28 protein-coding genes are annotated in these 26103 nt (G+C 33.4%); 13 read left to right on the forward strand and 15 right to left on the reverse strand.

What is annotated here, in order from left to right; genetic code table 11:
* Positions 1-15 precede the first annotated feature (15 nt).
* The 3 genes from NCC77_RS01725 (at position 16) to murI (ending at position 2491) form a co-directional block, all read left to right on the forward strand.
* Positions 16-1050 carry an OmpH family outer membrane protein gene (locus tag NCC77_RS01725; RefSeq protein WP_250834103.1) on the forward strand — a complete coding sequence of 345 codons (1035 nt, stop codon included), beginning with the start codon at positions 16-18 and terminating at the stop codon, positions 1048-1050.
* A 14-nt stretch (positions 1051-1064) separates the two neighbouring features.
* Positions 1065-1568, forward strand: coding sequence for an OmpH/Skp family outer membrane protein (locus NCC77_RS01730; protein ID WP_172426837.1), 504 nt, complete (start codon positions 1065-1067; stop codon positions 1566-1568).
* 146 nt (positions 1569-1714) lie between these two features.
* Positions 1715-2491: a glutamate racemase gene (gene murI / locus NCC77_RS01735; RefSeq protein ID WP_250834104.1), complete on the forward strand. Its 777-nt coding sequence runs from the start codon at positions 1715-1717 to the stop codon at positions 2489-2491.
* 4 nt (positions 2492-2495) lie between these two features.
* On the opposite strand, the gene bamG is transcribed toward murI, so the two are convergent.
* Positions 2496-3731 (reverse strand): BamG family beta-barrel-assembly machinery protein, encoded by a 1236-nt coding sequence (gene bamG, locus NCC77_RS01740; protein WP_250834105.1) that lies wholly within the window; start codon positions 3729-3731, stop codon positions 2496-2498.
* Positions 3732-5060: a DUF4270 family protein gene (locus NCC77_RS01745; protein WP_250834106.1), complete on the reverse strand. Its 1329-nt coding sequence runs from the start codon at positions 5058-5060 to the stop codon at positions 3732-3734.
* 231 nt (positions 5061-5291) lie between these two features.
* On the opposite strand from NCC77_RS01745, the gene NCC77_RS01750 reads away from it, so the two are divergent.
* The 6 genes from NCC77_RS01750 (at position 5292) to NCC77_RS01775 (ending at position 10130) form a co-directional block, all read left to right on the forward strand.
* The gene (locus NCC77_RS01750; RefSeq protein WP_250834107.1) at positions 5292-6131 is read left to right on the forward strand and encodes a DUF6268 family outer membrane beta-barrel protein; all 840 of its coding nucleotides are present in this window, start codon (positions 5292-5294) and stop codon (positions 6129-6131) included.
* Positions 6132-6145: 14 nt separating this feature from the next.
* The gene (locus NCC77_RS01755) at positions 6146-7153 is read left to right on the forward strand and encodes a Kelch repeat-containing protein (protein ID WP_095927887.1); all 1008 of its coding nucleotides are present in this window, start codon (positions 6146-6148) and stop codon (positions 7151-7153) included.
* Positions 7143-7469: a DUF4907 domain-containing protein gene (locus tag NCC77_RS01760; protein WP_250834108.1), complete on the forward strand. Its 327-nt coding sequence runs from the start codon at positions 7143-7145 to the stop codon at positions 7467-7469. Before NCC77_RS01755 ends, NCC77_RS01760 begins: the two co-directional genes overlap by 11 nt.
* On the forward strand, positions 7470-8585 hold the full coding sequence (locus tag NCC77_RS01765) for a sensor histidine kinase (protein WP_250834109.1): 1116 nt from the start codon (positions 7470-7472) through the stop codon (positions 8583-8585).
* 12 nt (positions 8586-8597) lie between these two features.
* Positions 8598-9308 carry a dioxygenase family protein gene (locus NCC77_RS01770; protein WP_250834110.1) on the forward strand — a complete coding sequence of 237 codons (711 nt, stop codon included), beginning with the start codon at positions 8598-8600 and terminating at the stop codon, positions 9306-9308.
* Positions 9309-9416: 108 nt separating this feature from the next.
* Positions 9417-10130 (forward strand): LytR/AlgR family response regulator transcription factor, encoded by a 714-nt coding sequence (locus NCC77_RS01775; protein ID WP_250834111.1) that lies wholly within the window; start codon positions 9417-9419, stop codon positions 10128-10130.
* 90 nt (positions 10131-10220) lie between these two features.
* On the opposite strand, the gene NCC77_RS01780 is transcribed toward NCC77_RS01775, so the two are convergent.
* Complete coding sequence (locus NCC77_RS01780) at positions 10221-10739, reverse strand: gamma carbonic anhydrase family protein (RefSeq protein WP_095927892.1); 519 nt, start codon at positions 10737-10739, stop codon at positions 10221-10223.
* Positions 10740-10749: 10 nt separating this feature from the next.
* Positions 10750-11739 carry a PorP/SprF family type IX secretion system membrane protein gene (locus tag NCC77_RS01785; protein ID WP_250834112.1) on the reverse strand — a complete coding sequence of 330 codons (990 nt, stop codon included), beginning with the start codon at positions 11737-11739 and terminating at the stop codon, positions 10750-10752.
* A 143-nt stretch (positions 11740-11882) separates the two neighbouring features.
* Between NCC77_RS01785 and NCC77_RS01790 the strand changes: the two genes are divergently transcribed.
* From NCC77_RS01790 to NCC77_RS01800, 3 genes are all read left to right on the forward strand, one after another.
* On the forward strand, positions 11883-12782 hold the full coding sequence (locus NCC77_RS01790; protein ID WP_250834113.1) for a NifU family protein: 900 nt from the start codon (positions 11883-11885) through the stop codon (positions 12780-12782).
* A 143-nt stretch (positions 12783-12925) separates the two neighbouring features.
* Positions 12926-13336, forward strand: a complete 411-nt coding sequence (locus NCC77_RS01795) for a YtxH domain-containing protein (RefSeq protein ID WP_250834114.1) — start codon at positions 12926-12928, stop codon at positions 13334-13336.
* 86 nt (positions 13337-13422) lie between these two features.
* Positions 13423-14235 carry a mechanosensitive ion channel family protein gene (locus NCC77_RS01800; protein WP_250834115.1) on the forward strand — a complete coding sequence of 271 codons (813 nt, stop codon included), beginning with the start codon at positions 13423-13425 and terminating at the stop codon, positions 14233-14235.
* A 178-nt stretch (positions 14236-14413) separates the two neighbouring features.
* Here the strand turns inward: NCC77_RS01800 and tsaB are convergent, their stop codons facing one another.
* From tsaB to NCC77_RS01835, 7 genes are all read right to left on the reverse strand, one after another.
* Positions 14414-15088: a tRNA (adenosine(37)-N6)-threonylcarbamoyltransferase complex dimerization subunit type 1 TsaB gene (gene tsaB, locus NCC77_RS01805; protein ID WP_250834116.1), complete on the reverse strand. Its 675-nt coding sequence runs from the start codon at positions 15086-15088 to the stop codon at positions 14414-14416.
* Positions 15089-15175: 87 nt separating this feature from the next.
* The gene (locus tag NCC77_RS01810; RefSeq protein WP_250834117.1) at positions 15176-16468 is read right to left on the reverse strand and encodes an efflux RND transporter periplasmic adaptor subunit; all 1293 of its coding nucleotides are present in this window, start codon (positions 16466-16468) and stop codon (positions 15176-15178) included.
* A 6-nt stretch (positions 16469-16474) separates the two neighbouring features.
* Complete coding sequence (locus NCC77_RS01815; RefSeq protein ID WP_250834118.1) at positions 16475-17857, reverse strand: TolC family protein; 1383 nt, start codon at positions 17855-17857, stop codon at positions 16475-16477.
* Positions 17858-17942: 85 nt separating this feature from the next.
* Complete coding sequence (locus NCC77_RS01820) at positions 17943-19064, reverse strand: efflux RND transporter periplasmic adaptor subunit (protein ID WP_095927900.1); 1122 nt, start codon at positions 19062-19064, stop codon at positions 17943-17945.
* Between the two features lie 37 nt (positions 19065-19101).
* Positions 19102-20367 (reverse strand): ABC transporter permease, encoded by a 1266-nt coding sequence (locus tag NCC77_RS01825; protein WP_095927901.1) that lies wholly within the window; start codon positions 20365-20367, stop codon positions 19102-19104.
* A 2-nt stretch (positions 20368-20369) separates the two neighbouring features.
* Positions 20370-21614 carry an ABC transporter permease gene (locus NCC77_RS01830; protein ID WP_095927902.1) on the reverse strand — a complete coding sequence of 415 codons (1245 nt, stop codon included), beginning with the start codon at positions 21612-21614 and terminating at the stop codon, positions 20370-20372.
* Positions 21607-22308 carry an ABC transporter ATP-binding protein gene (locus NCC77_RS01835; RefSeq protein WP_095928196.1) on the reverse strand — a complete coding sequence of 234 codons (702 nt, stop codon included), beginning with the start codon at positions 22306-22308 and terminating at the stop codon, positions 21607-21609. The genes NCC77_RS01830 and NCC77_RS01835 overlap by 8 nt, the downstream gene beginning before the upstream one ends.
* A 178-nt stretch (positions 22309-22486) precedes the next feature.
* Here NCC77_RS01835 and NCC77_RS01840 point away from each other — a divergent pair, with 178 nt between their 5' ends.
* Complete coding sequence (locus NCC77_RS01840; protein WP_250834119.1) at positions 22487-23893, forward strand: DUF4403 family protein; 1407 nt, start codon at positions 22487-22489, stop codon at positions 23891-23893.
* Positions 23894-23915: 22 nt separating this feature from the next.
* Here NCC77_RS01840 and NCC77_RS01845 read toward each other — a convergent pair whose 3' ends face one another.
* From NCC77_RS01845 to NCC77_RS01860, 4 genes are read right to left on the reverse strand one after another with little or no spacing between them, the layout of a single operon-like run.
* Positions 23916-24179 (reverse strand): hypothetical protein, encoded by a 264-nt coding sequence (locus tag NCC77_RS01845; RefSeq protein ID WP_250834120.1) that lies wholly within the window; start codon positions 24177-24179, stop codon positions 23916-23918.
* Complete coding sequence (locus tag NCC77_RS01850) at positions 24169-24711, reverse strand: DUF420 domain-containing protein (RefSeq protein WP_250834121.1); 543 nt, start codon at positions 24709-24711, stop codon at positions 24169-24171. The genes NCC77_RS01845 and NCC77_RS01850 overlap by 11 nt, the downstream gene beginning before the upstream one ends.
* Before the next feature lie 2 nt (positions 24712-24713).
* Positions 24714-25400, reverse strand: coding sequence for an SCO family protein (locus NCC77_RS01855; protein ID WP_250834122.1), 687 nt, complete (start codon positions 25398-25400; stop codon positions 24714-24716).
* Between the two features lie 13 nt (positions 25401-25413).
* Positions 25414-26055, reverse strand: a complete 642-nt coding sequence (locus NCC77_RS01860) for a hypothetical protein (RefSeq protein ID WP_250834123.1) — start codon at positions 26053-26055, stop codon at positions 25414-25416.
* Between the last annotated feature and the right edge of the window lie 48 nt (positions 26056-26103).

Raw genomic sequence — 26103 nt, forward strand, 5'->3', positions numbered from 1 at the left:
AAATAAAGTTATGTTATGAGAAAACAATTTTTATTTATATTTTTAGCCTTGATTGTAGCAAATACAAGTCAGGCACAAGGTAAGACTACTCGAATTGGCTACATCGACATGGAATATATTTTAGAAAATGTTTCCGATTATAAAGAAGCTAAATCACAATTAGAGCAAAAAGCTCAAAAGTGGAAACAAGAGGTAGAGGCCAAAAAATTAAATATAAATAATTTGAAGGAAGGCTTAAAGACAGAAAAAGCTTTACTTACAAAAGAATTAATAGAAGAAAGAGAAACCGAAATTAAGTTTCTTGAACAAGAAATGATGGATTATCAGCAGAAACAATTTGGTTCTGATGGAAATCTAATGAGACAAAAAGCGGCTTTAGCAAAGCCAATACAGGATCAGGTTTTTACTGCTGTGCAAGATATCGCAGAAGCAAAAAATTACGATTTTGTTTTTGACAAATCATCAGATCTTACCATGCTTTTTAGCAATAAAAGATTTGATATTAGCGATCAGGTTTTAAGAATCTTAAACCGTACCGAAAAACGTGAGCAGCTAACAAAGAAACAATTGAAAGAGCAAGAAGTTAAAGAAAATCTTGAGAATGCAATTGACGAAAATCCAGCAATGGCTGACCGTCAAAAAGCACTTGACGAGAAAAGAGCTGCTAGAGAAAAGCTTATTCAAGATAGAAAACTAGAGCAAGAAGCTAAGAGAAAAGAATACGAAGATAGAAGAAAAGCGTTGCAAGAAGAGAGAGACGCGAAAAAAAATGGCACGGTTTCTGGAACAGCTACAACAACAGCCGTTCCTGCTGCAACGAGTGGTGCTGCTAATACAAACTCGACTGCAAAAACAGCAACGCCTGCAGCCAACGGAGAAATACCTTCAGCTGAACAGTCTGGAATGACAAAAGCAGAAGAAAGACAATTACTTTACGAACAACGTAAAAAAGAATTGGAAGAAAGAAGAAAGAAAATTTTAGAAGAAAGAGAAGCGGCTAAAAAAGCAAAAGAAGCCGAATCGCAAAAAACAAATACGACCAATAATTAATTAATATTTTAAAAATGATGAAACAAATCAAAACTTTACTAATTGCTGCAATTCTTATTTTAGGAGCAAGTAACACAATGAACGCACAAGCGAAGGTAGCTCATGTTGATGTAAGCGAGATCATGTCGAAAATGCCTGCTATGCTAGATGCTCAAAATCAACTGCAAAAATTAAGTGGTACATATGATGCTGAATACAAAAAAATGGTTGACGAATATCAAGTAAAAATCAAAAAGTACGAAGCTGAAGCTGCAACTGTAACTGATGCTGTAAACGGTGAGCGTTCTAAAGAGGTTCAAGATATGCAAAAGAGAATTGTTGATTACAGAGACAATGCTCAAAAAGAATTACAACAAAAAGAAACTGACATCGTAAAACCATTAATGGAAAAAGTTAGAACTTCTATTCAAAAAGTAGGAAAAGCTAAAGGTTTCCAATATGTTTTAGACGGTTCTACTTTATTATTAGCTGATGGTCCAAACATCACTGCTGACGTTAAAAAAGATTTAGGATTCTAAGAAATTAAATCTCTATAATTAAACTGCTCAATTACACGATTGAGCAGTTTTTTTTTACAAAAAATTAAAAGCAATCTTTGAAATTATTTCAAGATTTGACTTAACTTAGAATAACGAATTATCTTAAAAAACATTAAATTTGCTTTATGACAAACAATAATCCTATAGGCGTTTTTGATTCTGGTATTGGTGGAACTTCCATTTGGAGCGCTATTCATGATCTTCTTCCGAACGAAAAAACCATTTATTTGGCTGACAGTAAAAATGCTCCTTACGGGCAAAGAACCAAAGAAGAGATTGTTGCATTAAGCAAAAAAAACGTAGAATTTCTATTAGAGAATAATTGTAAACTAATTGTTGTAGCGTGTAATACTGCGACTACAAATGCGATATTTGAACTTCGTGCAGATTATGATGTTCCGTTTGTCGGAATTGAGCCTGCCATTAAACCTGCCGCAAACAATTCTCAAACACAGGTAATCGGAATTCTAGCTACAAAAGGAACGCTCAACAGCGAATTGTTTAATAAAACTGCTGAGATGTTTCAAAACACTAAAATTATTGAGCAAGTAGGACACGGACTTGTACAGCTAATTGAAGATGGCAATTTGTACTCGCCAGAAATGACTCAGTTATTAGAATCATATCTGCAACCTATGATTGAAGCTAATATTGATTATTTGGTTTTAGGATGCAGCCATTACCCTTATCTAATTCCTCAGATAAAAAAAATTCTCCCAGATCATATTAAAATAATAGATTCAGGAGAAGCTGTTGCGCGTCAGACTAAAAATCTGCTGCGTGATAAAGTTGGTTTTTCTGAAAGTGCAGATCATGATCCTATATTTTATGTCAACTCAAACCCAAAAGTTTTGGAGTCAATTTTAGAACATAAATATCCTGTAATCAAAAAAGACTTTTAAATCATTATTCAAACTTTCGCTTGACGAACCAAATTCCGTCCAACGACAAATTGATTGATATTTTATGGTAATTTTCTTTTATTAAATCATTTGCAATTCGGCCTTTCTGCCCATAAGAATACGAAATGTTAAGTGACGAAAATGTATTTTCGATTGGCAAGTTTAATCCAATAGAAACAGATGCATTATTGACACGATGTTTATCAACTTCAAGATAGCCATTGTCAAAATTTACACCTGCAGAATACCCTACTCTATCCCAATATTTCCTAATATTCTTTTTAGCATTATAGGAAATCCCTAGTGCAAAACGATCTTGATTTACAAATTCTCCATAAAGTTCAGATTGCTTTGTGCTATCCCAGAAACTTTTCTCATAATCTAAAGTTAGATTCAAATTATTTTTAAATCGTTTACTGACTCCAAAACCTAGCTCTAAAGGCATGTAATAATCGTCTGTATCTGTAGCTACATTGGTCTCTACAGCAGTCTCTACTTCATCTGCAATACTTGCTACCGACTGCACTTTGGACGCTTTTATTCTTGACGGAACTTTAACTGTTGTACCGATCGTAAAAGTAGAATCTATTTTGAATTGCCCCCCTAATGTTGCGCGTACGCCATTATAATCTGTTTTTTTATGTATGGTTGTAATGGCATTCGAAATCAAAAAAGCACGATCGTCTACTGTGTTTCCAAAAAGAAACGTTCCTGTTGCTCCCAAGGTTAATTTTTTTCCAAATCTATATCCGTACGAAAAATCCAAATTGTTTAAACCTCCAGATCCCTGTGCTGTCACATAATAATATTCCTGACTATCGGAAATGGGAAGTTTTAAATTTGAAATCTTAAACACCGAACTAGAATAAGGACGAAGTGCTAAACTAAAACCAGAATTTTTAGTGACTGGAAAAGCAAAAGCCAAATGAGAAAATTGAAAATTATTTCGCTTTTCTGTACGAGTACTGCTCTGATAAGTTGTCGCAATAGCTTTTCCTCCAATATCAAAAAGAAAGTGACTCTGATACATAAATCCTAATGATGCCGGATTTAGATTATTGATAAAAGTATCTGAAGGCAAAGCAATTCCAGAACCACCAATGGAAGGCAGATTACCAAAATCTGATTCATACAAGCTTCCAACACCATAAAGTGAATAGGGAGAACTTGAGATGCTTTGAGAAAACGAAGTCAGCGACATTAAAAGGAAGCAACTCCATAAAACAATTTTATTTTTCATTTAGTAAGAGATGTAATAAATTTTGAGCTGAAGTTTGTTGTCGACATGTTTTTGATTTCCTAATACAATTCGATTAACCGATTTAGAAATCGAAGGTAATGTCAGAATAAGTGATGATCTAGAATCGGCTTGCTTGAGCATTTCTTTTTGAAGAAAAGCGCCAATCGGAATGGTGTAACCTAAATTTTCATTAAACTCGTCACTCTTTTTATTCAATATTCCATAGACAGTGGTTCCAGCAGAATTTACCAATGTCCCGCTTATTCGATTCAGATTATCTCCAACATAAACCGCCAAAGAATCTGCCAACGGATATTTATCTGAATAAGAATTATTGATGGGCTTAACGAACAATTCGGCATTTACAATAGCTCCGTTGGTCGAGATATTTTTAAACTGCTTAATATTCGGAAATTCAACCCTACAAGCAACTCCTGTTCCTGACTGAATAAATCCTTGATTATTGGTTAACTTACTGGAGAGATTACTGCTTGAAACCGGAAGGTTTTGCAGTATGGTTCCCGTTTTATCCAGAGAAATAGAATTGAACTGTTTTGTATTGTCAATAATTGTAAAATCGAGATAATAAGAGGCTTGATCTGCATCTCCTTTATATTTTGAATAATACAATCGAATTTTACTATTTCCCCCACTAAATCCGATTACACTAGAAGAATTGGATGTGTCTGGAACCAAAACAAGTCCTTTTAAATATTCGGTAAAACTATCTAAATCTGTAACTTCTTTCTTTTTTACTTTCTGAAAGAGAGCTTCTCCAAACTCATCATTCATTTTAATATTTATAGAGTCCTTTTGTGTTGGTCTTGGCATAAAGGATATCTTTCCCAAGCTTTCAGAACTATAATTAAATGCCGAATTGTTGTATAAATCACTCTCGCCAGTATTGGCCTTAATTTTTTGAAGCAAACGATGAATATCAAATGTTTGAACTTTTGTAGTATCTCCATAATAATACTTATCGTATTTAAGAATCATCGAAATAGAATCGAAAACATAATTTACAGCATCAGTATCAGAGCCTGCACTGTTTAAGGTATAAATATTGCTTGAAACCTGAAAATAGCTGTTTGATTTGACTTTCCCAAAAATAGGATCATCATAATTCCCAACCAATATTCTGTTTTTAGCCGAAGTTACCAGCGAGTCAAAATTAATAGTTGACATTTCTACTGTCACAGTATCTATCATAATTACTTTATTGCTTAAAGCCAGATAATCTGAACCAACAGTAAATTCTCCAGTATCTGTATCTGTACCACATGAAAATAGGGTAAATACAAAAAGCAGTATCAATATAAACTTGTGCATAATTTAATTTTTGGGCAAATATAAATTGTGCACTTTGGCAACACACTATAACATATACTATCGCGCTTTTTTAAGCTACAAATTGTACAAAACGATCTATAATCTGAATTCTATTCTCAAATTCTAATTCGGCCTTAAAAACAACGATTTTGTCTATCAAAACACGTCATATATATATCTTCTTTTTTTTAAGGGCGTCATCCATCTAATTTTGAACCAATAAAATAAATAATGAAAGTAAGGTTTTTAGTTTGTTCTCTTTTTTTGATTTCGTTTTTAGGTTTAAAAGCTCAGGAAAACTTTGGCGCTACGATAAATTTTAAAACGGAGCCAACAGAAAAGATAAATTTTAGCGAAACAGATGTTGCCATTTTTTATCAGAAGAAACTAGGAACAAAAAGCAAAATAACGAACACGTTAGAATATTCTAATTTGAAGGTGAATTACGAATTCAATCCCTATAATTTTTATGCGGATGAGGATAAATTCAATCAAGTTCAAAACAAATTCGAATATTCGTCTAAAATAACAGAAAAAACTAAATGGCAGTTTTCTATTATTCCGACAGCAAATTTCCAGAGCAAACTTGATTTTTCGGACCTGACAGTTCTAGGAAGTTTGACAATAAGCCAGCAGTTGACTTCAAAAATAAATTTAATTGTCGGAGCTGGCAGAACATCGATTTTTGGAGCGCCAAAAATAACACCGATTGTGGTTTTTGATTATAAAATGAATGAGCAAACCGATTTTAAAATTGGATTCCCAGATTCGAGAATTTCTTATTCTAATAATGATCGAAACCAATTCAGTATGACGAATAGTTTTAATGGAAATTTTTATCATTTGAACGAAACAAACACAGACAACAATGCCGAAAAAGCAGTTTTATCGCAAATGACATCGGCTCTAGAATATGAAAGAAATGTTACTGGCAATTGGTTTTTAAATTTTAAAACTGGTTACGATTTCAATAAAAAATACAATTTACTAGATAAAAGTGACCATAAAGTATATGACTACAATAGCGGAAATGGTTACGTTTTAGGAATAGGGATCAAATACAAACAATAAATATTAAATACACTATGATTAATCTAAAAAAAGGAATTTTATTCACCGCGCTTTTTTCAAGCCTCTTTTTGATAAGCTGCAGCAATGATAATGATGATGATGATTTGATGGGTAACTGGATTAAAAAATCAGCTTTTGACGGTCCTGCAAGATCTAGTGCAACAAGTTTCGTTATCGGAGATTATGCTTATGTAGTTGGCGGCTATACTGGCGATGTTTATTTAAAAGATTTATGGGTTTATAACTCAAACGGAGATTACTGGGAGCAAAAAGCAGATTTTGGAGGCGTAGGAAGAAGTTCTGCGTCTAGTTTTGCATTAAATGAAAAAGGTTATGTTGGTCTTGGTTATGATGGAACGAACAAACTGAAAGACTTTTACCAATATGATCCTTCTGCAAATAGCTGGACACAAAAAACAGATTTTGCAGGAACAGCGCGTTATGCCGCCGTAGGTTTTCAAGTTGGCGGTAAAGCCTATTTTGGAACAGGTTACGACGGAAACTATTTGAAAGATTTCTATCAGTACGATGATCAGGCAAATACGTGGACTCTGGTAAATGGTTTTAGCGGTAACAAAAGACGAAATGCAACGGTCTTTACAATTGCAGACAAAGCATATTTAGTTACTGGTGTAAATAATGGGGTTTATCAAGAGGATTTCTGGGAATTTGATCCAGCGACAGATGTGTGGACCAGAAAAAGAGACGTTGACAAAGATACAGATGACGATTACAGCTACAATGATGATTATGCTATTGTACGTTCTAATGCTTCAAGCTTTTCTATGAATGGATTAGGATACATTATAGGTGGTGAAAACATAAAAACAGTTTGGGAGTACAATCCATCAACTGATTTATGGACAGAAAGAACTCCAATGGAAGGCGCTACAAGAACAGATGCTGTTGGTTTTGCCATCAACAACCGTGGATTCTATATGTTAGGAAGAGTTGGTTCTACTTATTTTGATGATGCATGGGAGTTTAGCCCATTAGACGAACAAAGCGACGATGATAATTAATATTAAACAATTCTTCTGGAGTAACATCCAGAAGAGTTTTGTAGTTTTTGCTATTCTATTTTTCATCGCTTGTGCGAAAAAAGAAACTTTAACAACAGCTTCTTTTAAAACAAACTCCGGTTGGGGATACACCATTGCCTACAAGGAAAAAGTTTTAATTAAACAGTCTGTTATTCCCGTAATAAGCGACACTAAAAGTTTTGAAACAGAAACAGATGCTCTAAAAGTTGCAGATCTTGTTAAGCAGAAGCTCCAACAAAACTTATCTCCAACGGTAACTAAAAATGAATTAATTTTATTAAAAATAAAATTGTAAATGCAGATCGATACCATTAAAAATACAGGCTATAACAAAATATTATTCCATTCTATGATATGGATTTTCTTTATTTTAACTTCTTTGATTCAATTTTACGAAAGTCCATTTAAACTCGACAGCGATTTTTACGCCCAATGGTTTTCTGGAATTTTATTGTTTTATCTGAACTATTTTTATTTGGTTCCCAATTATCTGTTGCAAAAAAAATATTGGCTGTATGGTATATTTGCTATTGGCCTGATTGTACTATTTATGGTAATAAGATTTAATTATTTTGTTCCTGAATTTAGACACTTAAGACCTGAAAATGCAATGTATGCTAAAACCGCTATTCGTGACCCTCATTTTTTTCCGAGAGACGGCAGAATACATCACAGAGTAGAAATGAGACAGCCGTTTTTTTTTAAGATTGCTCCTTCATTTTTCTACATCCTGATCATTACCATTTCAGCAATTATTAGAACATTAACTGAGTTTTATAATAATCAGCAAAATAAACTGATTGCCGAAACACATAGAACAAATACAGAATTGATTTATCTGCGCAAACAAACCAATCCGCATTTTTTATTCAATTCTTTAAACAGTATTTATTCTTTGGCACACAAAAAATCTGATTTGGTCCCTGATGCCATCGTGACCTTATCTGAACTGATGCGCTACATGCTGTATGAGACAGATAACAAAACGGTGGCTTTAGAAAAAGAAGTCAATTATATCCAGAATTACATAGAGTTACAAAAACTGCGATTAAATAATATCGAAGACATTGTTATCAACGTACATGGCGATACTAAAAATAAATTTATCGAGCCTTTGTTACTAATATCTTTTGTCGAAAACGCCTTTAAGTATGGAACAGATTATAAAGGTGCGGCTCATGTAAAAATTAAGATTCTAATTACAGATCATAATCTGGATTTTTGGATTGAAAACACCATTGAGAATTACGTAAAAGATCCTGAAAATTCAGGAATTGGATTAGTAAATATTCAAAGCCGTCTTGATCTTTTATATCCTAACGCACACGAACTAACCATTACTCAGGATAATGAATATTACCGAGTTCATTTGAATTTAAAGTTGGACGAAATTAAAACTGCAATACATTAAAGAAAACTGATTATGGACAGAAAGAAATTTATCCGAAATGGTATTTTGGGCATTGCATCATTGGCAACAGCTTCAAAATTTTTAGAATCTTGTTCTAAAAGCGACAATGACGAAACTGACACGAGCAATTCTGGAGACGGAAGCTGTACCGTTTCTCCTTCAGAAACAAAAGGTCCGTTCCCTATCAAAACGCCAAGTCAGCTAGTTTTAGAAAACATCAAATCTGATCGTGTTGGAATTGCGCTATTGATTAATTTAAAAATCGAAAATAAAAGCAACAATTGCGAACCTCTTTCGGGAGCTTTAGTAGATGTTTGGCATTGCGACAAAGACGGAAATTATTCCGAATACGGCGGCACGCAAATGCAGCAGACAGATTATACTTCTGTTCATTTCCTTAGAGGAAGGCAAACTTCTAATGCTAGCGGAGAAGTTTCTTTTATTTCAATTTATCCTGGTTGGTACCAAGGAAGGGCTCCTCACGTGCACGTAGAAGTTCTATCAAGCACTGGAACTTCTTTATTGGTAACGCAGATTGCTTTTCCTGAAACCATTTCAAGTGAAGTATATTCAAGCACAAATTATGCCGCACACGGGCAAGCAGATACTGCAAATACAAAAGACAATGTTTTTGCTGATAGCTTATCCGACGAGCTAGCTACCATAACGGGTAATTTGACAGATGGTTTCACATTGACTAAGACTATAACTGTTAACGCATAATTTTGATTTGTAAAAACCAGTATTTTATGAAAATTTTAAAACTTAATTTACTGGTTTCAAACTACTTTTGACTGCGAAATAAACTTTAAAAAATTAATCCCGAAAAAGATGAAATGTGTAATTATTGATGACGAACCTTTAGCTGTAGACTTATTGCAGGATTTTGTCAAAAAAGTAGATGCTCTAGAGCTGGTAAGCACTTTCAATAATGCTATTGATGCTGTTTCATTTATCAACCAGAATAATATTGATTTAATTTTTCTAGACATACAGATGCCTCATTTTTCTGGAATTGATTTTTTAAATACAATTGAAAAAAAACCTCTTGTTATTTTTACAACTGCTTATTCTGATTATGCTGTAGAAGGTTTTAATTTAGGTGCTGTCGATTATTTAGTGAAGCCAATTCCGTTTCATCGATTTTTGAAAGCAGTCGTAAGAGCACAACAAGTCTTGCAACCTGTCGCCAATACTGCAATTGCAGAAAACAATAATGCACCCGAAATTGAGCAGGATTTTATGTTTGTTAGGGCTGAATATGAAAATGTAAAATTGAATTTTGCTGACATTCTTTTTATTGAAGGCCTAAAAGATTATGTCAAAATTTATACAACAGATAATAAATTTACACTGACATTAATTAGTTTGATCAAACTTGAAAATCTACTTTCAAGCAAAGGTTTTGCAAGAATTCATAGATCGTATATTATCAATATCAAACACGTAAAATCGATTCAGAAAAACAAGGTTTTAATTAGCGATAAAAGAATTCCAATCAGCGAAAGCTACAAAAATACTTTCTTCGAAAAAATCAATCTATAAATTTCTGAAATTCCAATAATAAAAAATTCCAAATTCCAAGGATCTGATCTTTTTGGAATTTGGAATTTCTATTTTGGGATTTTATTATTTTTATTTTTCTTCTTTAAACCAACTAGAATACATCACATAATTGTTTGAAATACGCCCTATTTCGCCTGCAAAATCAGATTGATCAATGTCTTTCACTTTTTTGGCAGGAACTCCAGCATAAATACTTCCAGAAGTTACAACAGTATTCTGAGTTACAACGGCGCCAGCAGCAACGATAGCATTGCTTTCTACCACACAGTTATCCATTACAATTGCTCCCATTCCGATTAAAACATTATCATGAATAGTACAGCCGTGCACAATTGCATTATGCCCAATTGAAACGTTATTCCCAATAATTGTTGGGTGTTTTTGATACGTGCAGTGAATTACGGCACCATCCTGAATGTTAACCTTGTTTCCGATTTTAATGAAATGAACATCTCCTCTCACAACAGCATTAAACCAAACGCTACAAGATTCTCCAAAAGTAACATCTCCTACAATAGTCGCGTTTTCGGCAACATAACAATCCTCTGGAATAAGAGGTGATTTTCCGTTTACAGATTTAATAAGCATAATAATAATTTTAGTTCACCGCAGGACAATTACAGTCGTAACGTGCTTTTCTGCAGAATAAATTAATTCCTAAAGTAATTTGATGAAAACCGCCTGTATCAAACTTAACATCTCCCATTAACTGAGTATAGGTGTAAGCAAACATAAAGTTCTTGAAATTAACACCAACAATCGGTGTAAAGTATTGTAATTTTTGAGAGGATACTCCAGTTCCCGAAATATATTGAGCGCCATCAAAACCTCTTCTATAAGATAAAGCCGCCCATAGACTTCCAAAATCCATGCTTTTGTAGGCTTTCATATTCAAATCAAGCGTTTTTGCTTTTGTCTGATCAAATAGCTGAAAAAGAATAGAAGGCTCCCAAGTCCAACTGCTATTTTTCCCAAAAACATAACCAGCACTCAATAAAAACTTTCTAAGATTATCCGATTCATAATCAGTATATAATTCTCTTCTAGTTTCTAACAATCCTTGAACTGTTGCGTGGGCATAGAAATCTAAATAATTATAAGACGCTCCAACATCAAGATTGAAATAAGAGTCTTTCTGAATTGACCCAAAAACAATTGGATCAAAAGTTCCGCCAAATTTAGTTTCGTCCAATTGGCTTTGTATTAAACCTCCGCTAATTCCAAAAGACAACTGATTCAAATCTAATTCATCTCTTGAAAACATAATATGGTGCGCGTAAGTCAATTTCACACCTTTTTGAGAATGATATCCGTTTTTATCATTAAAAAGAATTATACCAGCTCCAGAACGTTCTCCAACTCTTCCGTTAAAACTTAGAGTCTGTAAAGATGGAGCATCTTCTTCTCCAAACCATTGCTTTCTGGCCGTTAATCTTATTTTGGCACAGTTAGCCGCGCCAGCCATAGAAGGGTGAATTAAGTAATAATTATCAGACAAATAATCAGAATAAACTGGTAGTCCCTCTTGAGAGTAGGAATAAAAAGTAGTAATAAGAAAAATTAATAAAACCTTGATTTTAAATTCCATAAAGACAATTTTGTTTTCATATAATTTTCACTCTTGCAATTTAACACGATTTATTTGAAAAGAGTCTTAATTATTTCATTAAAAAATCAAATATAGCCATTAGTAGAAAATAACTTTAGTAAATTTGCAAAAAATATATTACCATGACTAAAATCACTATAAAAGAAACTCAAAATCCAACTATTTTAAAGTTCGAATTTGATGATTTCATTACTCAAAATCAAAACTTTGAGTTCAAAAATATTGATGAAGCGCAAGCTTCTCCTCTAGCACAGCAATTATTCTATTTACCATTTGTTAAAACAGTTTATATCTCAGGAAATTTTATCGCTATCGAAAGATATAGCATTGTAGATTGGGACGATGTAAAAGACGCGGTTGCAGAGCAAATTAGTGCTTTTGTTGACAAAGGTGGAGTTATCATTAAAATTGACGAAACAAAAGCAAAAAAACAGCCTATTACAGTTTACGGAGAAACAACTCCAAACCCTTCTGCATTAAAATTTGTTGTAAGCAGAATGTTAACTCGCAATGCTGTAGAATATAAAAATATTGACCAGACTGCTTCTTCTCCATTAGCTCAGGAATTATTTAAATTTCCTTATGTGAAAGAAATTTTTATTGACGAAAATTATATTTCGGTAACAAAATATGAAATCAATAATTGGGATGAAATAACTTTAGAATTAAGAACTTTCATTAAACAATTTATTGAAAATGGAGGAACTGTTTTAGACGAAAGTTTAATCGAAACTAAAGTCAAAAATGAAGCAACAAAAGATGAAGCTTTTGATAAATTGGATGTTACTTCACAGCAAATCATCAATATCTTAGAAGAATATGTAAAACCAGCTGTAGCTGCTGATGGTGGAAACATTGCTTTTGAATCTTATAATGAAGATGATAAAACAGTAAAAGTATTATTGCAAGGTGCTTGCAGCGGTTGCCCTTCATCTACATTTACTTTAAAAAGCGGTATCGAAAATATGCTGAAAAGCATGTTGAATGATGACGCTATAAAAGTAGAGGCATCAAATGCATAGTTTGACTAAATTATTATACAAAGCGTCTCATTGAGGCGCTTTTTTTATTATTAACCACTAGTTACCAATTATTTACCATTTAAAAAACGAGTAATTCTATAAAATTAATTAATATTGTAATCTTAACCAATTAATTAACAACCATGGGATTATCTTCATTTTTTAAAAATCTATTTGGCTCAACCAAAGAGTCTGTAACTGAATTGGCAAACAATGCCGAAAGTACTTTTGAGCAGGCAAAAGAAGCTGCTGCGCCATACATCGAGAAAGCGGAAGCTTTTGCAGAAGAAGCAATTGAAAAAGTAAAAGAAGTTTCGGAACCTATTATTGACAACGCAGCCGAGTATGCTGAAAAAGCAAAAGATACCGTAAGCGAATATGCCGATAAAGCCGCTAAAGTAGTAAATGATGTAGTCGATTCTGTTAAAGAAAAAACAACTTCTGCAACAGTAAGCGAGACGCCAGAAACTATTTATGAAACTGTTGTTGATGTAAGCGAAAAATCGGCTTCAGAAGTAGAAGAAATCGCCGATGAAGCAGCCGACAAGGCCTAAACTTACTTTTCTGATAATGTAAATATTTTTATATTTGCACTACTAATATACCTTCTCTTTTGAGAAGGTTTTTTTATTTCAAAATCATGAACATTAGCCCAGAACAAGTCAGTAAATACGTTGCTCGATTTATTGATATTTTAGTCGATTATTCACCAAAACTGATTTCTGCATTTTTAATCTTATTTGTTGGTTTATATGCCATCAGATTGATTAATCGAATTATTAGAAAAATAATGATTCAGCGAAATCTCGATCCAACATTAACAAAATTCTTAACTGACATTTTATTATGGGCATTAAGAATTTTATTATTTGTAACCTTTATTTCTAAATTAGGAATTGAAACTTCTTCATTTGTTGCCATCTTAGGAGCAATGGGACTTGCGGTTGGCTTATCATTACAAGGATCACTTTCTAATTTTGCTGGCGGAATGCTTATTATTGTTTTTAAACCATTTAAAGTTGGAGATACGATAGAAGCACAAGGCATTGTTGCTACGGTTGAAGAAATTCAAATTTTTGTAACAAAAATGATTACTGGAAACAATCAGACTGTTTTTGTTCCCAATGGGGCTTTGTCTAACGGAAATATCATTAATTATTCCATGAAGGGGGAAAGAAAAGCCGACTTGACATTTTCAGTTTCCTACGACTCTGATATTAAAAAAGCAAAAGAAGTTCTCTTAGATGTCTTGCTTAAAAACCCAAAGGTTCTTAAAAATCCTGCTCCAGAAGTTTTTGTAAAAAATTTATCTGCAAGTTCGGTGGATTTTGCAGTTCGCCCTTGGGCTAAAAATGCCAATTATGGAGCTGTTTTTTCTGAAACTCTAGAGAATTGTAAAATAGCTTTGGATGAGGCAGGAATTGCAATTCAGCCGTACACAATACAGAAATAATATGTTTACTCGTGGGGCAAAGAATAAAATAATTTTGCGCTACGAGCAAAATCTAATTTAATCTGCTAAAATCTTATCAAATCTGCGTGAAATACTTTTTACGCAGATTTTTTTTCACGCAGATTTAAAAAGATTAAAGCAGATGCAAACAGATTAAATTTAAACATGAGTTAAATTCTTATTCTTGTTTCTTTGGAGGAGCAATCATAAAATCTTTTAAATAATAAGGTTCAAAATAAGCGACATCTACAGTGTCGCTTTTTTGATACTTATCAAAACTGATTTTACTCATTGCTTGCGCTGAAGGATATTTTATGTTATCTAAAAACACAAAATTGTCTTTAGTCAAAACAGATTTACATTTATCAGCACAATCGCCAACAAAGTAAAGTTTCTCTGTATATTCTTGAAATGAATTTTCGTCAATAATTTCAGCTTGAATAGCTCTTTCGACTGTCAAATCTGAGTTAAAAATAGCGCTGTAAACTTCCATTCGGCGCGCATCTAACATAGGTACAATTTTTCCGTCTGTAACTCCCGCCTGAGAAGCTAGAGTTTTTAAAGTGTCTACAGCAATTAACGGAATATTTAAAGCATAACACAACCCTTTTGCTGCCGAAACTCCAATTCTTAAACCTGTATAAGATCCTGGACCTTGGCTAACCGCAACAGCATTTAAATCCTGTGCCGAAATTCCTGCTTTTGCAATTACTTCTTCTATAAAAACATGCAGTTTTTCGGCATGCGAATAGCCTTCATCTGCCAATTCATTGCAAACAATTGTTTCACCATCTTTTGCAATAGATACAGAACAATTTTTAGTAGCCGTTTCGATATTGAGAATAAAAGACAAAATATGTAGTTTTAAATTAATTATTGATGCCAGGCTGAGCGAAGTTGCAACTTCGAATTCGCTCAGCCTGACAATATGCTTATATTGTTATTTTTTTGGAGCTTCAGCTTTCTTAAGCTTTACCTTGTCTCCAGAATTAAGATCTTTAGAAACTGTTGTGTAAGGCCCTGTAATTACGACATCCCCTGGTTTAAGACCAGACATTACTTCAATATTAGTATCATCCTGAATTCCAGTTTTAATAACTCTAATCTTGGCCTTATCTCCAACTTTCACAAAAACACATTCGAATTTTTTATCGCTTTTTGGAGCTGCTTTTTTATCTTCGTTTGGATCTTCAACCTTAAAATCTTTTACGGCGGTAGTATCCGACTTTACTACAACAGAACTAATTGGCACTGCCAAAACATTTGTTTTTGTTGTTGTAATAATGTCAACCGTAGCCGTCATTCCAGGTCTAAAAGGAGAATATGTACTTGGCTTTCCTTCTAACAAATCCTGATAAGAATCTTTTAGGATACGAACTTTAACTTTAAAATTTGTTACCTGATCTGAAGTTAATGTTGTGCTTGCAGAATTAGAAATACTGGTTACAACGCCCTTAAATTTCTTTTTTAAATAAGCATCAACTTCAACATTTGCTTCGTCTCCAATTTTAATCTTTACGATGTCATTTTCATTCACATCTACTTCAACCTCCATATTGTTTAGGTTTGCCACACGTAAAAGCTCCGTTCCGGCCATTTGCTGTGTTCCTAAAACTCTTTCTCCCAATTCTACATTTAATACCGAAATGGTTCCATCTGCAGGAGAATAAATTGTGGTACGGCCTAAATTATCTCGAGCTTCAGTAACAGATGCCGAAGCACTCTGCACATTATAATAAGCACTTTGTTTTGTTGCTTTAGCAACTTCAAAAGTAGAAATGGCTTTATCCCAATCTGATTTTGAGATTACACCTTTATCATACAATATTTTATTACGCTCATAATTTGCTTTTGCCTCTTTAAAACTTGCGTCAGACTGAGTTAGACTTGCTTTTGTTCCAGCTAAATTTGCAACAGATCTTTCTAATCCTGAGGTGTACAAATCGGGATTTATTTTTACTAATAAATCTCCTTTTTTCACCACTTGCCCTTCTTTTACATTTAATGAGATAATCTCGCCTGACACCATCGAAGCAATTTTAACTTCAATTTCAGGCTGAATTTTACCTGTTGCCGAAACAGTTTCTACAATTGTTGAAGCGGTTACTTTTGCAATTTCTACTTCTTTTCCTTCGTCCTTATTTCCTATTACTCCAGCCTTAGAAAGACCGACCAAAGCTGCAATAATAACTATTGCACCACCTAATAAGAAATAAACAGTTTTTTTTGACATAATGAATTATTTTGTAATAATTGGAACAATTGGAATTCCGAAATAAAACTCTAATATTTTAATTTTAAACATGTAATCGTATTTTGTTCTGATAACATCAGACTGTGCATTAGTCAATAATGTTTGAGCTTGAGTGAAATCAAATGAATTCATTAAACCAACATCATATTTTTCTTTTGCATAATTGTAAGCCTGCTGTCTTGCCTCTAAAGTTACAGTAGAAGATTCGTACGTATTTAAAGCTCCTCTTGCATCTGTAAAAGCGGTGTAAACGTTACGCTGCAAATCTAAACTTTTTTGCTCTAAATCTATTTTAGATTTTTCTAAACTTACTTTATTACGCTCTACATTATTCTTAACTGAGAATCCATTGAAAATAGGAACATTTAACTGCAAACCAAAATTATGTCCTTTATTATCGCTAAACTGCTGGAATATAGGATCTGGACCTACAGTATATGGATTACCGCTTGCATCTAACCTAACTTGATCACTATAACTTGCTCTGGTATTAAACCCATAGAAACCAGAAAGTGTTGGCTGATAAGCTCCTTTGGCTATAGCAACATTTTTTTCGGCAATCTCCAAATTGGTCTGTGCTAATTTTAACTCTGTTCTAGTTTCTTTCGCTTTATTGTAAATTTCAATTGGAGTCTGAGCTAGGATATTATTTTCATCCGCTACATTAGTATCGTCAACTACATCAAAATCTGCAAACTCTTTTAATTGTAAAAGCTGTGCTAAACTCAATTTAGAAATCAGTAAATTATTTTCAGAAACCGCAATGTTTTGTTTGTCTGTTGCAACAGTAGCTTTCAAATCGAACAAATCTCCACGTGGAATAGTTCCTGCATTTACCATTTCTTCAGAACGAGCATATCGTTTTTCGTCAATTAACAATTGCTCTTTTTTAACCTTTAAATCTTCTTTATTAGATAAAATCTGCAAAAAGGCACTAGCGACATTCAACGAAATATCTTCCTGCATTTTTAACAGCTGATAATGTGAGGCAATAATACTTAATTTTGCCCTTCTCATTGTATTTTGATTCTGCAGACCTTTGTAGATGTCAACTCCTGCGTTTATCCCAACTGAAGAATATTGTGTAGTTTGATTACGTAAAATACCTGTTGTAACATCCTGGTTCAAACCGATATTCCAAGAGTGAGAAGCGGTTCCATTTACAGATGGAAGATAATTTCCTAAAGCTCCTCTTTTATCGATCTCAGCATTTTTTACATCTAATTCAGATAGTTTTACCGTGATATTATTTTCGAGTGCATATCTCACACACTCTTCCAATGTCCATTGTTTTGATTGTGCCTGCCCAGTTAATCCGAATCCGAATAACACTGCAAAAATCAGACTATTATATTTATTTATTTTCATATACTTTTAATGAAGGCGCAGTAAACCGAACTACGCAAATTTAACATTTTTAAAACCAAAAAGATCCTTAACCTTTCAAATTAGCTTATTTTTTTTCTTTGTCTCCTTCGTTAATCAAGCCCTGATTCCAGATTTTAATTTTATCTGTATCACTTATACCGCTTTTAACTTGAACGTAGATTCCGTCGCTTACCCCCAGAACCAAATCCCTTCTTTGAAATTTCTGTGGAGCATTTTCGACTTCTACATAAGGCTTTTGTGTTTTTTTGTCAAATTGAACCAAAGATTCTTTTATTGCTAAAACTTTCTCTGCTTTCTCCAAAATAATAGAAGCATTGGCACTTAAACCAGCTCTAATAAAAGTATCATCTCTGTTGATCATTTGTGCTTTTATTTCAAATTGGATCGCACCATTTTCTGTAACTCCTTTTGGAGCGATATAGTTTAAAACTGCATCAAATTTTTTATTTTCGATTGCACCAATTGTAATCTCGATTGGCATTTTTTCTTTGATTTTTCCAACCTCAGATTCATCAATTTTACCAATAAAAATCATTCTTCCAACATCGGCAACACTTGCAATTGTAGTTCCTTCGTTAAAGTTATTACTTTCGATAACTTGGTTCCCTACTTTTACCGGAACGTCTAATACCATTCCGTTAACTGTCGAACGAATTAATGTATTAGCATAATTTCCTAAAGATGAAGTTGTTCCTGTTTTAACAATATCCAAACCTTGTTTTGCAGCCAGATAATTTTGTTTTGCCTGATTGTAAGCCAGCTGTGCAGCATCATAATCATTTGCAGAAATTACATCTTTCTCAAATAATGTTTTCTGTCTTTTATAAATTTTTTCCTGATTATCTAATGCTATTTTAGCAGTCTGTACCTGATTCTGAGAGCTACTTACATTCGAAACGTTTGCTACAACTCTAATCTTAGCAATCATATCGCCAGCTTTGATTTTTTCACCAGCTTTGATATACACTTCTTCAATAATACCTGAAATATTTGGTTTGATTAAAACTTCTTCATCAGGCTGAATATTTCCTGTCGCAATAGTATTTTTTACGATAGTTTTTATTTCTGCTTTTTCCGTTTTAAATACAATCGGTGATTCTTGGTTTTTCGCATACAAATAGTAAAGTGCGCCAAAAAAAACAACTGCAATAAATATTAAAATGGTTACGGTTACTCCTTTTTTCATTTGTTCTTGGTTTAATCGATTTATTTTGATTGATAATTTATTCTGTCCTTAATGCATCTACGGGTTTCACATTGATGGCGGTCTGTGCCGGGATAAATCCAGCGAGCAAACCAGATCCGACCAATATAATTAATGCTACAAATACAACTCCTAAATCTACAGTTGGATTGGCAAACATAGTATTTTGATCAGGAGGCATCGAATCTAGTACCATATTTAAAAGTGCTATAATTCCTGTTGCAACAGCAATTCCGAGCATACCTGAAATAATGGTTAAAAATATTGACTCCGATAATATCTGCCCTCTAATTGCTCCAGGAGTTGCACCCAAGGCTCTTCTAATTCCGATTTCTTTTGTGCGTTCTTTAACCACAATTAGCATGATATTCGAAATTCCAATTACACCCGAAATCAAAACTAATGTTCCTACGAAATACGCAATTACTTTTAAGATATTAAATAAGCTTTGTACTTTATTAAACTGCTCATACAAATCAAAATTTCCAACCGCTCTTTCATCTGTCGGATTTATAGAATGTAGTGCTTTTATAATCTCTAAAATTTTAGGCTTTAAATCGGTTATAGAAGTTTCGTCTTTTGCCGTAAGCGCCATCCATCCCACTTTATCTCCATAATTAAAGGCTTGCTGAAAAGTTGTAAAAGGAATAAAAATATTTTTCTGTTCCTGTTCTGCATTTCCTCCCTGCTGTTTCGATTTATAAACTCCAACAACCATGAAATTAATGCTGTTAATTTTTATATAAGTTCCAACAGCTTCCTCTTCTTTACCATAAAGCTCACTGATAACTCCTTTACCAATTACGCAAACTTTTCTTCTCTGCTCAATATCCTGCTGATTTACAAATCTTCCTTTAATAATATCCATCGGCTGTTGTTTAATCAGCTCTGGGTAATCTCCATAAATTGTAAATGCAGAAGTTTTTGTGCCTCTTACCACGTTATTTGTTCCGTTAAAATCCCCCAATTGATTTCTCGGAGAAACATATAATAAATCTGGTAGTGCTGCTTTTAAAGCTGTTACATCACTATTTCTAAAATCATAACGTCTTGTTTTTGGTAAACCTTTATAAGCCTTAGAAGTAGTCTGGCTCCACATAAACATGGTATTGGTCGCGATTCCGTCAAAACCTTTTTTGATACCATTTTCCAAACCATTACCTGCAGCAAGTAAAATCACCAAGATAAAAATACCCCAAAAAACACCAAAAGCCGTCAGGATAGTCCTGAAAGGATTGGCAGTTAAGGCCTGTAAAATCTCGTCCCAATTATCTTTTTTAAACATAATTATTCGTCTCTAAGTGCTACAATAGGTTTAATTTTGGCTGCTCTGTAGGCTGGAAAAAATCCTGCCATTGCTCCGGCAAAAACAAGTAATACCAAAGTAGTTAAAGCTACACTAAAATCTACTTCAGGATTTCTGAAATACTCGCTCTGAACCATCGGACCAACGAACTCCAATAAAGCAAGACTGGCCAATAACCCCACAAAACCAGCAATGGTCGTAATGAAAATTGATTCATGAAGAATCATCGTGATAATAGAAAAAGGTGAAGCTCCCAGAGCTTTTCTAATTCCGATTTCTTTTGTACGTTCTTTTACAATAATAAGCATGATATTACTAACTCCAACAACTCCTGCTATAATGGTACAGATACCAACCCACCAGAAAAAGAGTCTGATATATAAATTTAAATCGTAAAACTGTTTAGCGTCTTTAACCGAATTATAAACTCCTACACCTCCATCATCTTCGGGTGCCACTACGTTTTTACTTTTTAATAAGTTTTTTAAATCTTGGGTAAATTTTTCTGATTGAGCCAATGCTTCATCATAATCGCTTGTCTTTTTTAGGGTAAAAAACAAGTTGCTAATTTTATCGCCACCTCCAAATGTTTTCTGAACTGTAGTTAAAGGCAAATAAGCACGAGTCTCTTCTCTTTCTCCTCCTGGATCTGTAAAGACTCCAACTACTTTAAAGTTAATGTTGTTAATTAGGATTTCTTCTCCTATTGCTTCTTTATCTTTAAGCAAATCGGTTTTTAATTTCATTCCGATAACCGCCACTTTTGCATTACTTTCTAAATCCTTTGCGTTTACATAACGGCCTTGAACTATGGTTAAATTCTCGATTCCGCCATAATCTGGATTTACTCCTCTAAATTGATAATTACCAGATTCTTTGCCATAAGCAAAAGACTGCCCCCAGTAATTGTTTGTTGAAGCTCTCAAATCTAATTTATCTTCGAATTTCTGTACCGATTGATTGTAATCGCTATTGCGAAATTGAATTTGCCTTCCTGGGTTTAATCCCTTATATTCTTTAGTGGTCGTTCCAGACCAAACCTCTATAATTCCAGCTGCATCACGTTCGAATTGTTTTTCAATTCCGTTCTGAAGACCTTTTCCTGCACCAAGCAAGATTACCAAAATAAAGATCCCCGAAGCCACAGAGACTCCCGTTAAGAATGTTCTTAAACGGTTTTTAGAAATGGCTTCAAATATTTCCTGCCAACGTTCAATATTAAACATAAGACGAAGCTCTAACTTGTTCTACTCTTTTATCATCGATAATTAATCCATCTTTTAGGACTACATTTCTTTTGCACATTGCCGCAATATCGGGTTCGTGTGTCACAATCAAAATTGTTTTTCCCTCGTCATTGATTCCTTGAATAAGCTCCATAACTTCATAAGACGTTTTGGTGTCAAGAGCCCCCGTTGGTTCATCGGCAAGTAACACTTTGGGATTTGAAGCTAATGCTCTCGCAATAGCAACACGCTGTTTTTGACCTCCAGAAAGTTCATTTGGCAAGTGGTTAACATGAGAACCCAAACCTACTTTCTCCAAATACTTCATTGCAATCTCGTAACGTTCCTTCCTTTTAACGCCTTGATAATACAATGGCATCGCTACATTGTCTAATGCTGTTTTGTAATTTATTAAGTTAAAAGACTGAAAGACAAAACCTAAAAATTTGTTACGATATTTTGAAGCAATTGTTTCGTTTAATTTCTTAATTGGTGTTTTGTCTAAAATATAACTTCCTGAATCGGCTTCATCCAAAATTCCTAAAATGTTAAGAAGTGTTGATTTACCTGAACCAGACGATCCCATGATTGCAACCAATTCTCCTTCCTCTATATTAAAATTAATTCCCTTTAATACATGTAATTGCGAACTTCCCATTTTATAGGATTTGTGTAAATCTTTAATTTCAATCATGGTATTGTTAAATTTTTTAGACAATAATAACGTATTTATTAAGTAATTTATGATAATAAAAAGTTAATAATTATGTTACCTATTTTCTATTAGACTACCTTTTTGAGTTATTGTTACACTTTTTTCAGAAAATATGATTGTTTTTGTAATTTTACCTTGTCTAAAAATTCATATTAAAATGAAGCTTACTTCTATTATTACAATGTTTTCGGTGCTTGCCGTATTAACAAGCTGTTCTTCAACTTCAAAATTAGAAACATTAAAACCCGAACCCGACGATGCCAGTCCGCTAGTTTATGACAGCAGCCCATCCTTTATTAACCTTCCGATTACGATCAAATTAAGTGATATCGAAAATCAGACAAACACGCTCCTTAACGGATTGATTTATGAGGACAACAACATCCAAGATGATGATATTGAAATGAAAATCTGGAAACAGGCTCCAATCAAAATTCAAAATGATCCTTCAAATCCGAACAAAAGAATTAGAACGATTTTACCGCTTAAAGCGAATATCAAATATCGAATCGGAACAAAAAAAATGGGGATAGAGCTCTACGACGTTAGAGAATTTAACCTAAACGGAGTGATAACTTTATCTAGCGAAACCACTCTTACCAATTGGAAACTAACAACAAAAACAGAGTTCAAGTCTCTTAATTGGAACGAAAGCCCAACAATGACTGTATTTGGCAAAAACATGCCGATTACTTATTTAATAAATCCAGCTATTTCTATTTTTAAAACCCAACTGGAAAAGGAAATTGATGGAGCAATTGAAAAATCAATGGATTTTAAACCAAACGTTCTTCAGGCTGTTGAAAAAATTTCTACTCCTTTTCAAATGAGTGATACATATGAAAGCTGGCTGCGAATTGTTCCAATTGAAATTTACTCTACAAATGCAAAACTGAAAAACGATTCTTTCTTGCTCGATATGGGAATGAAATGCAATATGGAAACCATCGTTGGAAAACAGCCAGAATCAAAATATAATGCTAGCAAAATTGCTCTAAAACCTGTTGCTAAAATCCCAAATCAGATTTCTGCTAATATTGCTGCCATTTCGAGTTATGTAGATGCATCCAAGATTATGACCAAAAATTTTGCAGGTCAGGAGTTTGGTTCTGGAAGCAAAAAAGTAACCGTAAAAAATGTTTCCATTTGGCATAAAGACGGAAAAATGGTCATTGCTTTAGACATTTTAGGTTCTATAAACGGAACCATTTATTTAAATGGATTTCCTTCATACAATGCACAAACAAAAGAGATTTATTTTGAAAAGCTGGATTATGTCTTGGACACCAAAAGCAAATTGATGCGTACCGCAAACTGGCTTGCGCAAGGATATATACTTAGAAAAATGGAAGAAAGCTGCCGTTATTCTATTCAACCGAATTTGGAAGAAGGCAAAAAAAGTATGGCGGGTTACTTAAAGAACTATTCACCGATGCCTGGAGTATTTGTTAACGGAAAAATGGAAGACATTCAGTTTGATAAAATACAGTTGACCAATCAAGCCATTATAGCCTTCATCAAAATAAACGGAACGGTAAATGTCTCCGTAAACGGACTTAAATAAAAACAAAAAAAGCAGTGTAAAATTACACTGCTTTTTTCTTTTTAGAATACATTCGATAAATCAAATATCCAATTATTAATACAAGCAAATAAGGAATTACCATTAAGTAAACAATTCCATCATTTACAGCTTCAGCCTTTTTGATATTAGAATCTCCTCCTAAAGCCGCACGGCACATTGCACATTGTGCATTAGCAGAAATTCCAATAAAGAAAAAACAAATTCCAAAAAACAGAGCTTGAAATTTGAATTTCACGGTTTGAATATTATTTTTTCTAGTGTACATAATATGGAGAAATCATTAAGTAAACCACTACTCCCGTTACTGCTACATATAACCAAAGGGGGAAAGTGATTCTAGCTATTTTTCTATGTCTGTCAAAACGTTTTGCAAGCGCTCTTACATAAGTAATCAAAACAAGTGGAATAATAGCAATTGACAATAAAATATGCGTTACAAGAATAAAGAAATACACATAACGCAATACTCCTTCTCCTCCATATTTTGTAGAATCCGAAGTCATATGATATGCTACATACATAACCAAAAATGCAACAGACAATGCAATAGCAAAAGTCATTAATCTTTCGTGTAATTTTTGGTTTCCTTTCTTAATTGCCATAACAGCCAAAACTAACACAACAGCAGTAATACCATTTGTAGTTGCATAAATTGGAGGTAAAAAAGATAAAGGCTCTACATTGAAACCAAAATCTTTTAATTTAACACCAAATAAAATTGCCACGACAACTGGAATTACAATTGAAACCGCAATAATAAACTTGTTATATTTTTTCTCTAAAGTATTATCTTCCATTTTTATTCTTCTAATAAAATTTTAATGTCTTGCTGAATATCTCTAACTCCTTTTTTATCTAAACCATCGTAGTATATACTTGGATTTCCGAATTCGTCTTTTCTGCATCTAATGTTTCCGTCTTTGTCAATTAGAGCAAACAAACCAGAATGCTCAAATCCGCCGCTTACTTTATCATTTTCTCCTGCATAAAGATTAAATCCTTTATTAGACAAATCCATAATTACGTTTCTGTCTCCAGTTAAGAAATTCCAGTTTGAAGATTTTACACCTAACAATTTAGCATGGTCTTTCAAAACTTGTGGAGTATCGTGTTTCGGATCGATCGTAATAGAAACAATTCCAAAGTTTGGGTTTCCAAAAAAAGTCTTTTCAATCTCCAGCATACTCATATTCATCTTTGGACAAATTGAAGGACAAGTTGTAAAGAAGAATTCCAAAACATATACTTTTCCTTTATACGTTTCATTAGAAACCTTTACGTTATCTTGATTCGTCAATTCGAATTTTGGAGCTGGCCCAATTGTCAAAAGCTTAGCATCTTTTGAAGATTTAGCCTCTACATTGTCCAAACGGTTTCCTTTTACAACGTCACCGTTTTTAACTCGATCGACAATTTTAGGAATGGCATAAATCCCGAAGATTAGAATCACAAAAGAGATTCCGATATATGATTTGTTCTTAAACATTATAAATGATTTTTTAAAGTTGCTTTGTAGCGTTATGATTCTTCTTTAAAGCTGCGCGATATTCGTAAAGAATAATCTTGAAGTCATCAAGCATTTCATTACTCAACTCAGACGGATGAAAAGTATCGTAACCTTCTTTATATTCTTTCTGATCTTTTCTACCTCTCAAATTACGTTCTTTATCGATAATATAAACATTAGAAGTTCCAAGGTTTTCATTTAGTTTTTCTTTTAAATGCAATCCGTCATAAAATTTCTGGATTTCTTCTTTTGAAGCAAAAACAAAATTCCAATTCTTAACATCTGTAAAAGGAGATAATGCATCAACAATTTTTTGAGCTTCTTTTTCAGTTCCTGTTGGACACAGCACTACAAACTGAAGATCTTCAAAACCGTTATAACGTTTGTAAATCTTTTCATTTAGATTAAAATAATTACCTCTATTTTCTAAAATATTTGTACCAGCAAAACCTAGCACGGTAATCTTTTTATCAAGGGAGATTTTTTTTCCGTTTAATGAATTCCAATTTCCAAAGTCGGTCACTTTTGGCGTTATTACAGGAAGTGTTGTAAAACTATTTACACCGGAAGCGAAAAACAAATACGCTACAATTGGCAATACAAAAAGTACAAAGAGAACTATATTTTTTTTCATTGTATAACGGAGAATTATTGAGGTACAAAAATAAAAAAAGCTCCGTAA

This window comes from Flavobacterium tyrosinilyticum, from assembly GCF_023656565.1.
Classification (GTDB): domain Bacteria; phylum Bacteroidota; class Bacteroidia; order Flavobacteriales; family Flavobacteriaceae; genus Flavobacterium; species Flavobacterium tyrosinilyticum.

What these genes read in the sequence shown, in the direction of transcription:
- NCC77_RS01765 (WP_250834109.1), top strand. Translation starts at nt 7,470, where the DNA reads ATGCAGATCGATACCATTAAAAATACAGGCTATAACAAAATATTATTC.
- NCC77_RS01800 (WP_250834115.1), top strand. Translation starts at nt 13,423, where the DNA reads ATGAACATTAGCCCAGAACAAGTCAGTAAATACGTTGCTCGATTTATT.
- NCC77_RS01860 (WP_250834123.1), bottom strand. Translation starts at nt 26,055, where the DNA reads ATGAAAAAAAATATAGTTCTCTTTGTACTTTTTGTATTGCCAATTGTA.
- NCC77_RS01760 (WP_250834108.1), top strand. Translation starts at nt 7,143, where the DNA reads ATGATAATTAATATTAAACAATTCTTCTGGAGTAACATCCAGAAGAGT.
- NCC77_RS01845 (WP_250834120.1), bottom strand. Translation starts at nt 24,179, where the DNA reads ATGTACACTAGAAAAAATAATATTCAAACCGTGAAATTCAAATTTCAA.
- NCC77_RS01755 (WP_095927887.1), top strand. Translation starts at nt 6,146, where the DNA reads ATGATTAATCTAAAAAAAGGAATTTTATTCACCGCGCTTTTTTCAAGC.
- NCC77_RS01795 (WP_250834114.1), top strand. Translation starts at nt 12,926, where the DNA reads ATGGGATTATCTTCATTTTTTAAAAATCTATTTGGCTCAACCAAAGAG.
- NCC77_RS01840 (WP_250834119.1), top strand. Translation starts at nt 22,487, where the DNA reads ATGAAGCTTACTTCTATTATTACAATGTTTTCGGTGCTTGCCGTATTA.
- NCC77_RS01820 (WP_095927900.1), bottom strand. Translation starts at nt 19,064, where the DNA reads ATGAAAAAAGGAGTAACCGTAACCATTTTAATATTTATTGCAGTTGTT.
- NCC77_RS01775 (WP_250834111.1), top strand. Translation starts at nt 9,417, where the DNA reads ATGAAATGTGTAATTATTGATGACGAACCTTTAGCTGTAGACTTATTG.
- NCC77_RS01790 (WP_250834113.1), top strand. Translation starts at nt 11,883, where the DNA reads ATGACTAAAATCACTATAAAAGAAACTCAAAATCCAACTATTTTAAAG.
- NCC77_RS01725 (WP_250834103.1), top strand. Translation starts at nt 16, where the DNA reads ATGAGAAAACAATTTTTATTTATATTTTTAGCCTTGATTGTAGCAAAT.
- murI (WP_250834104.1), top strand. Translation starts at nt 1,715, where the DNA reads ATGACAAACAATAATCCTATAGGCGTTTTTGATTCTGGTATTGGTGGA.
- bamG (WP_250834105.1), bottom strand. Translation starts at nt 3,731, where the DNA reads ATGAAAAATAAAATTGTTTTATGGAGTTGCTTCCTTTTAATGTCGCTG.
- NCC77_RS01745 (WP_250834106.1), bottom strand. Translation starts at nt 5,060, where the DNA reads ATGCACAAGTTTATATTGATACTGCTTTTTGTATTTACCCTATTTTCA.
- NCC77_RS01850 (WP_250834121.1), bottom strand. Translation starts at nt 24,711, where the DNA reads ATGGAAGATAATACTTTAGAGAAAAAATATAACAAGTTTATTATTGCG.
- NCC77_RS01835 (WP_095928196.1), bottom strand. Translation starts at nt 22,308, where the DNA reads ATGATTGAAATTAAAGATTTACACAAATCCTATAAAATGGGAAGTTCG.
- NCC77_RS01825 (WP_095927901.1), bottom strand. Translation starts at nt 20,367, where the DNA reads ATGTTTAAAAAAGATAATTGGGACGAGATTTTACAGGCCTTAACTGCC.
- NCC77_RS01815 (WP_250834118.1), bottom strand. Translation starts at nt 17,857, where the DNA reads ATGAAAATAAATAAATATAATAGTCTGATTTTTGCAGTGTTATTCGGA.
- NCC77_RS01830 (WP_095927902.1), bottom strand. Translation starts at nt 21,614, where the DNA reads ATGTTTAATATTGAACGTTGGCAGGAAATATTTGAAGCCATTTCTAAA.
- NCC77_RS01730 (WP_172426837.1), top strand. Translation starts at nt 1,065, where the DNA reads ATGATGAAACAAATCAAAACTTTACTAATTGCTGCAATTCTTATTTTA.
- NCC77_RS01785 (WP_250834112.1), bottom strand. Translation starts at nt 11,739, where the DNA reads ATGGAATTTAAAATCAAGGTTTTATTAATTTTTCTTATTACTACTTTT.
- NCC77_RS01750 (WP_250834107.1), top strand. Translation starts at nt 5,292, where the DNA reads ATGAAAGTAAGGTTTTTAGTTTGTTCTCTTTTTTTGATTTCGTTTTTA.
- NCC77_RS01855 (WP_250834122.1), bottom strand. Translation starts at nt 25,400, where the DNA reads ATGTTTAAGAACAAATCATATATCGGAATCTCTTTTGTGATTCTAATC.
- NCC77_RS01810 (WP_250834117.1), bottom strand. Translation starts at nt 16,468, where the DNA reads ATGTCAAAAAAAACTGTTTATTTCTTATTAGGTGGTGCAATAGTTATT.
- NCC77_RS01770 (WP_250834110.1), top strand. Translation starts at nt 8,598, where the DNA reads ATGGACAGAAAGAAATTTATCCGAAATGGTATTTTGGGCATTGCATCA.
- NCC77_RS01780 (WP_095927892.1), bottom strand. Translation starts at nt 10,739, where the DNA reads ATGCTTATTAAATCTGTAAACGGAAAATCACCTCTTATTCCAGAGGAT.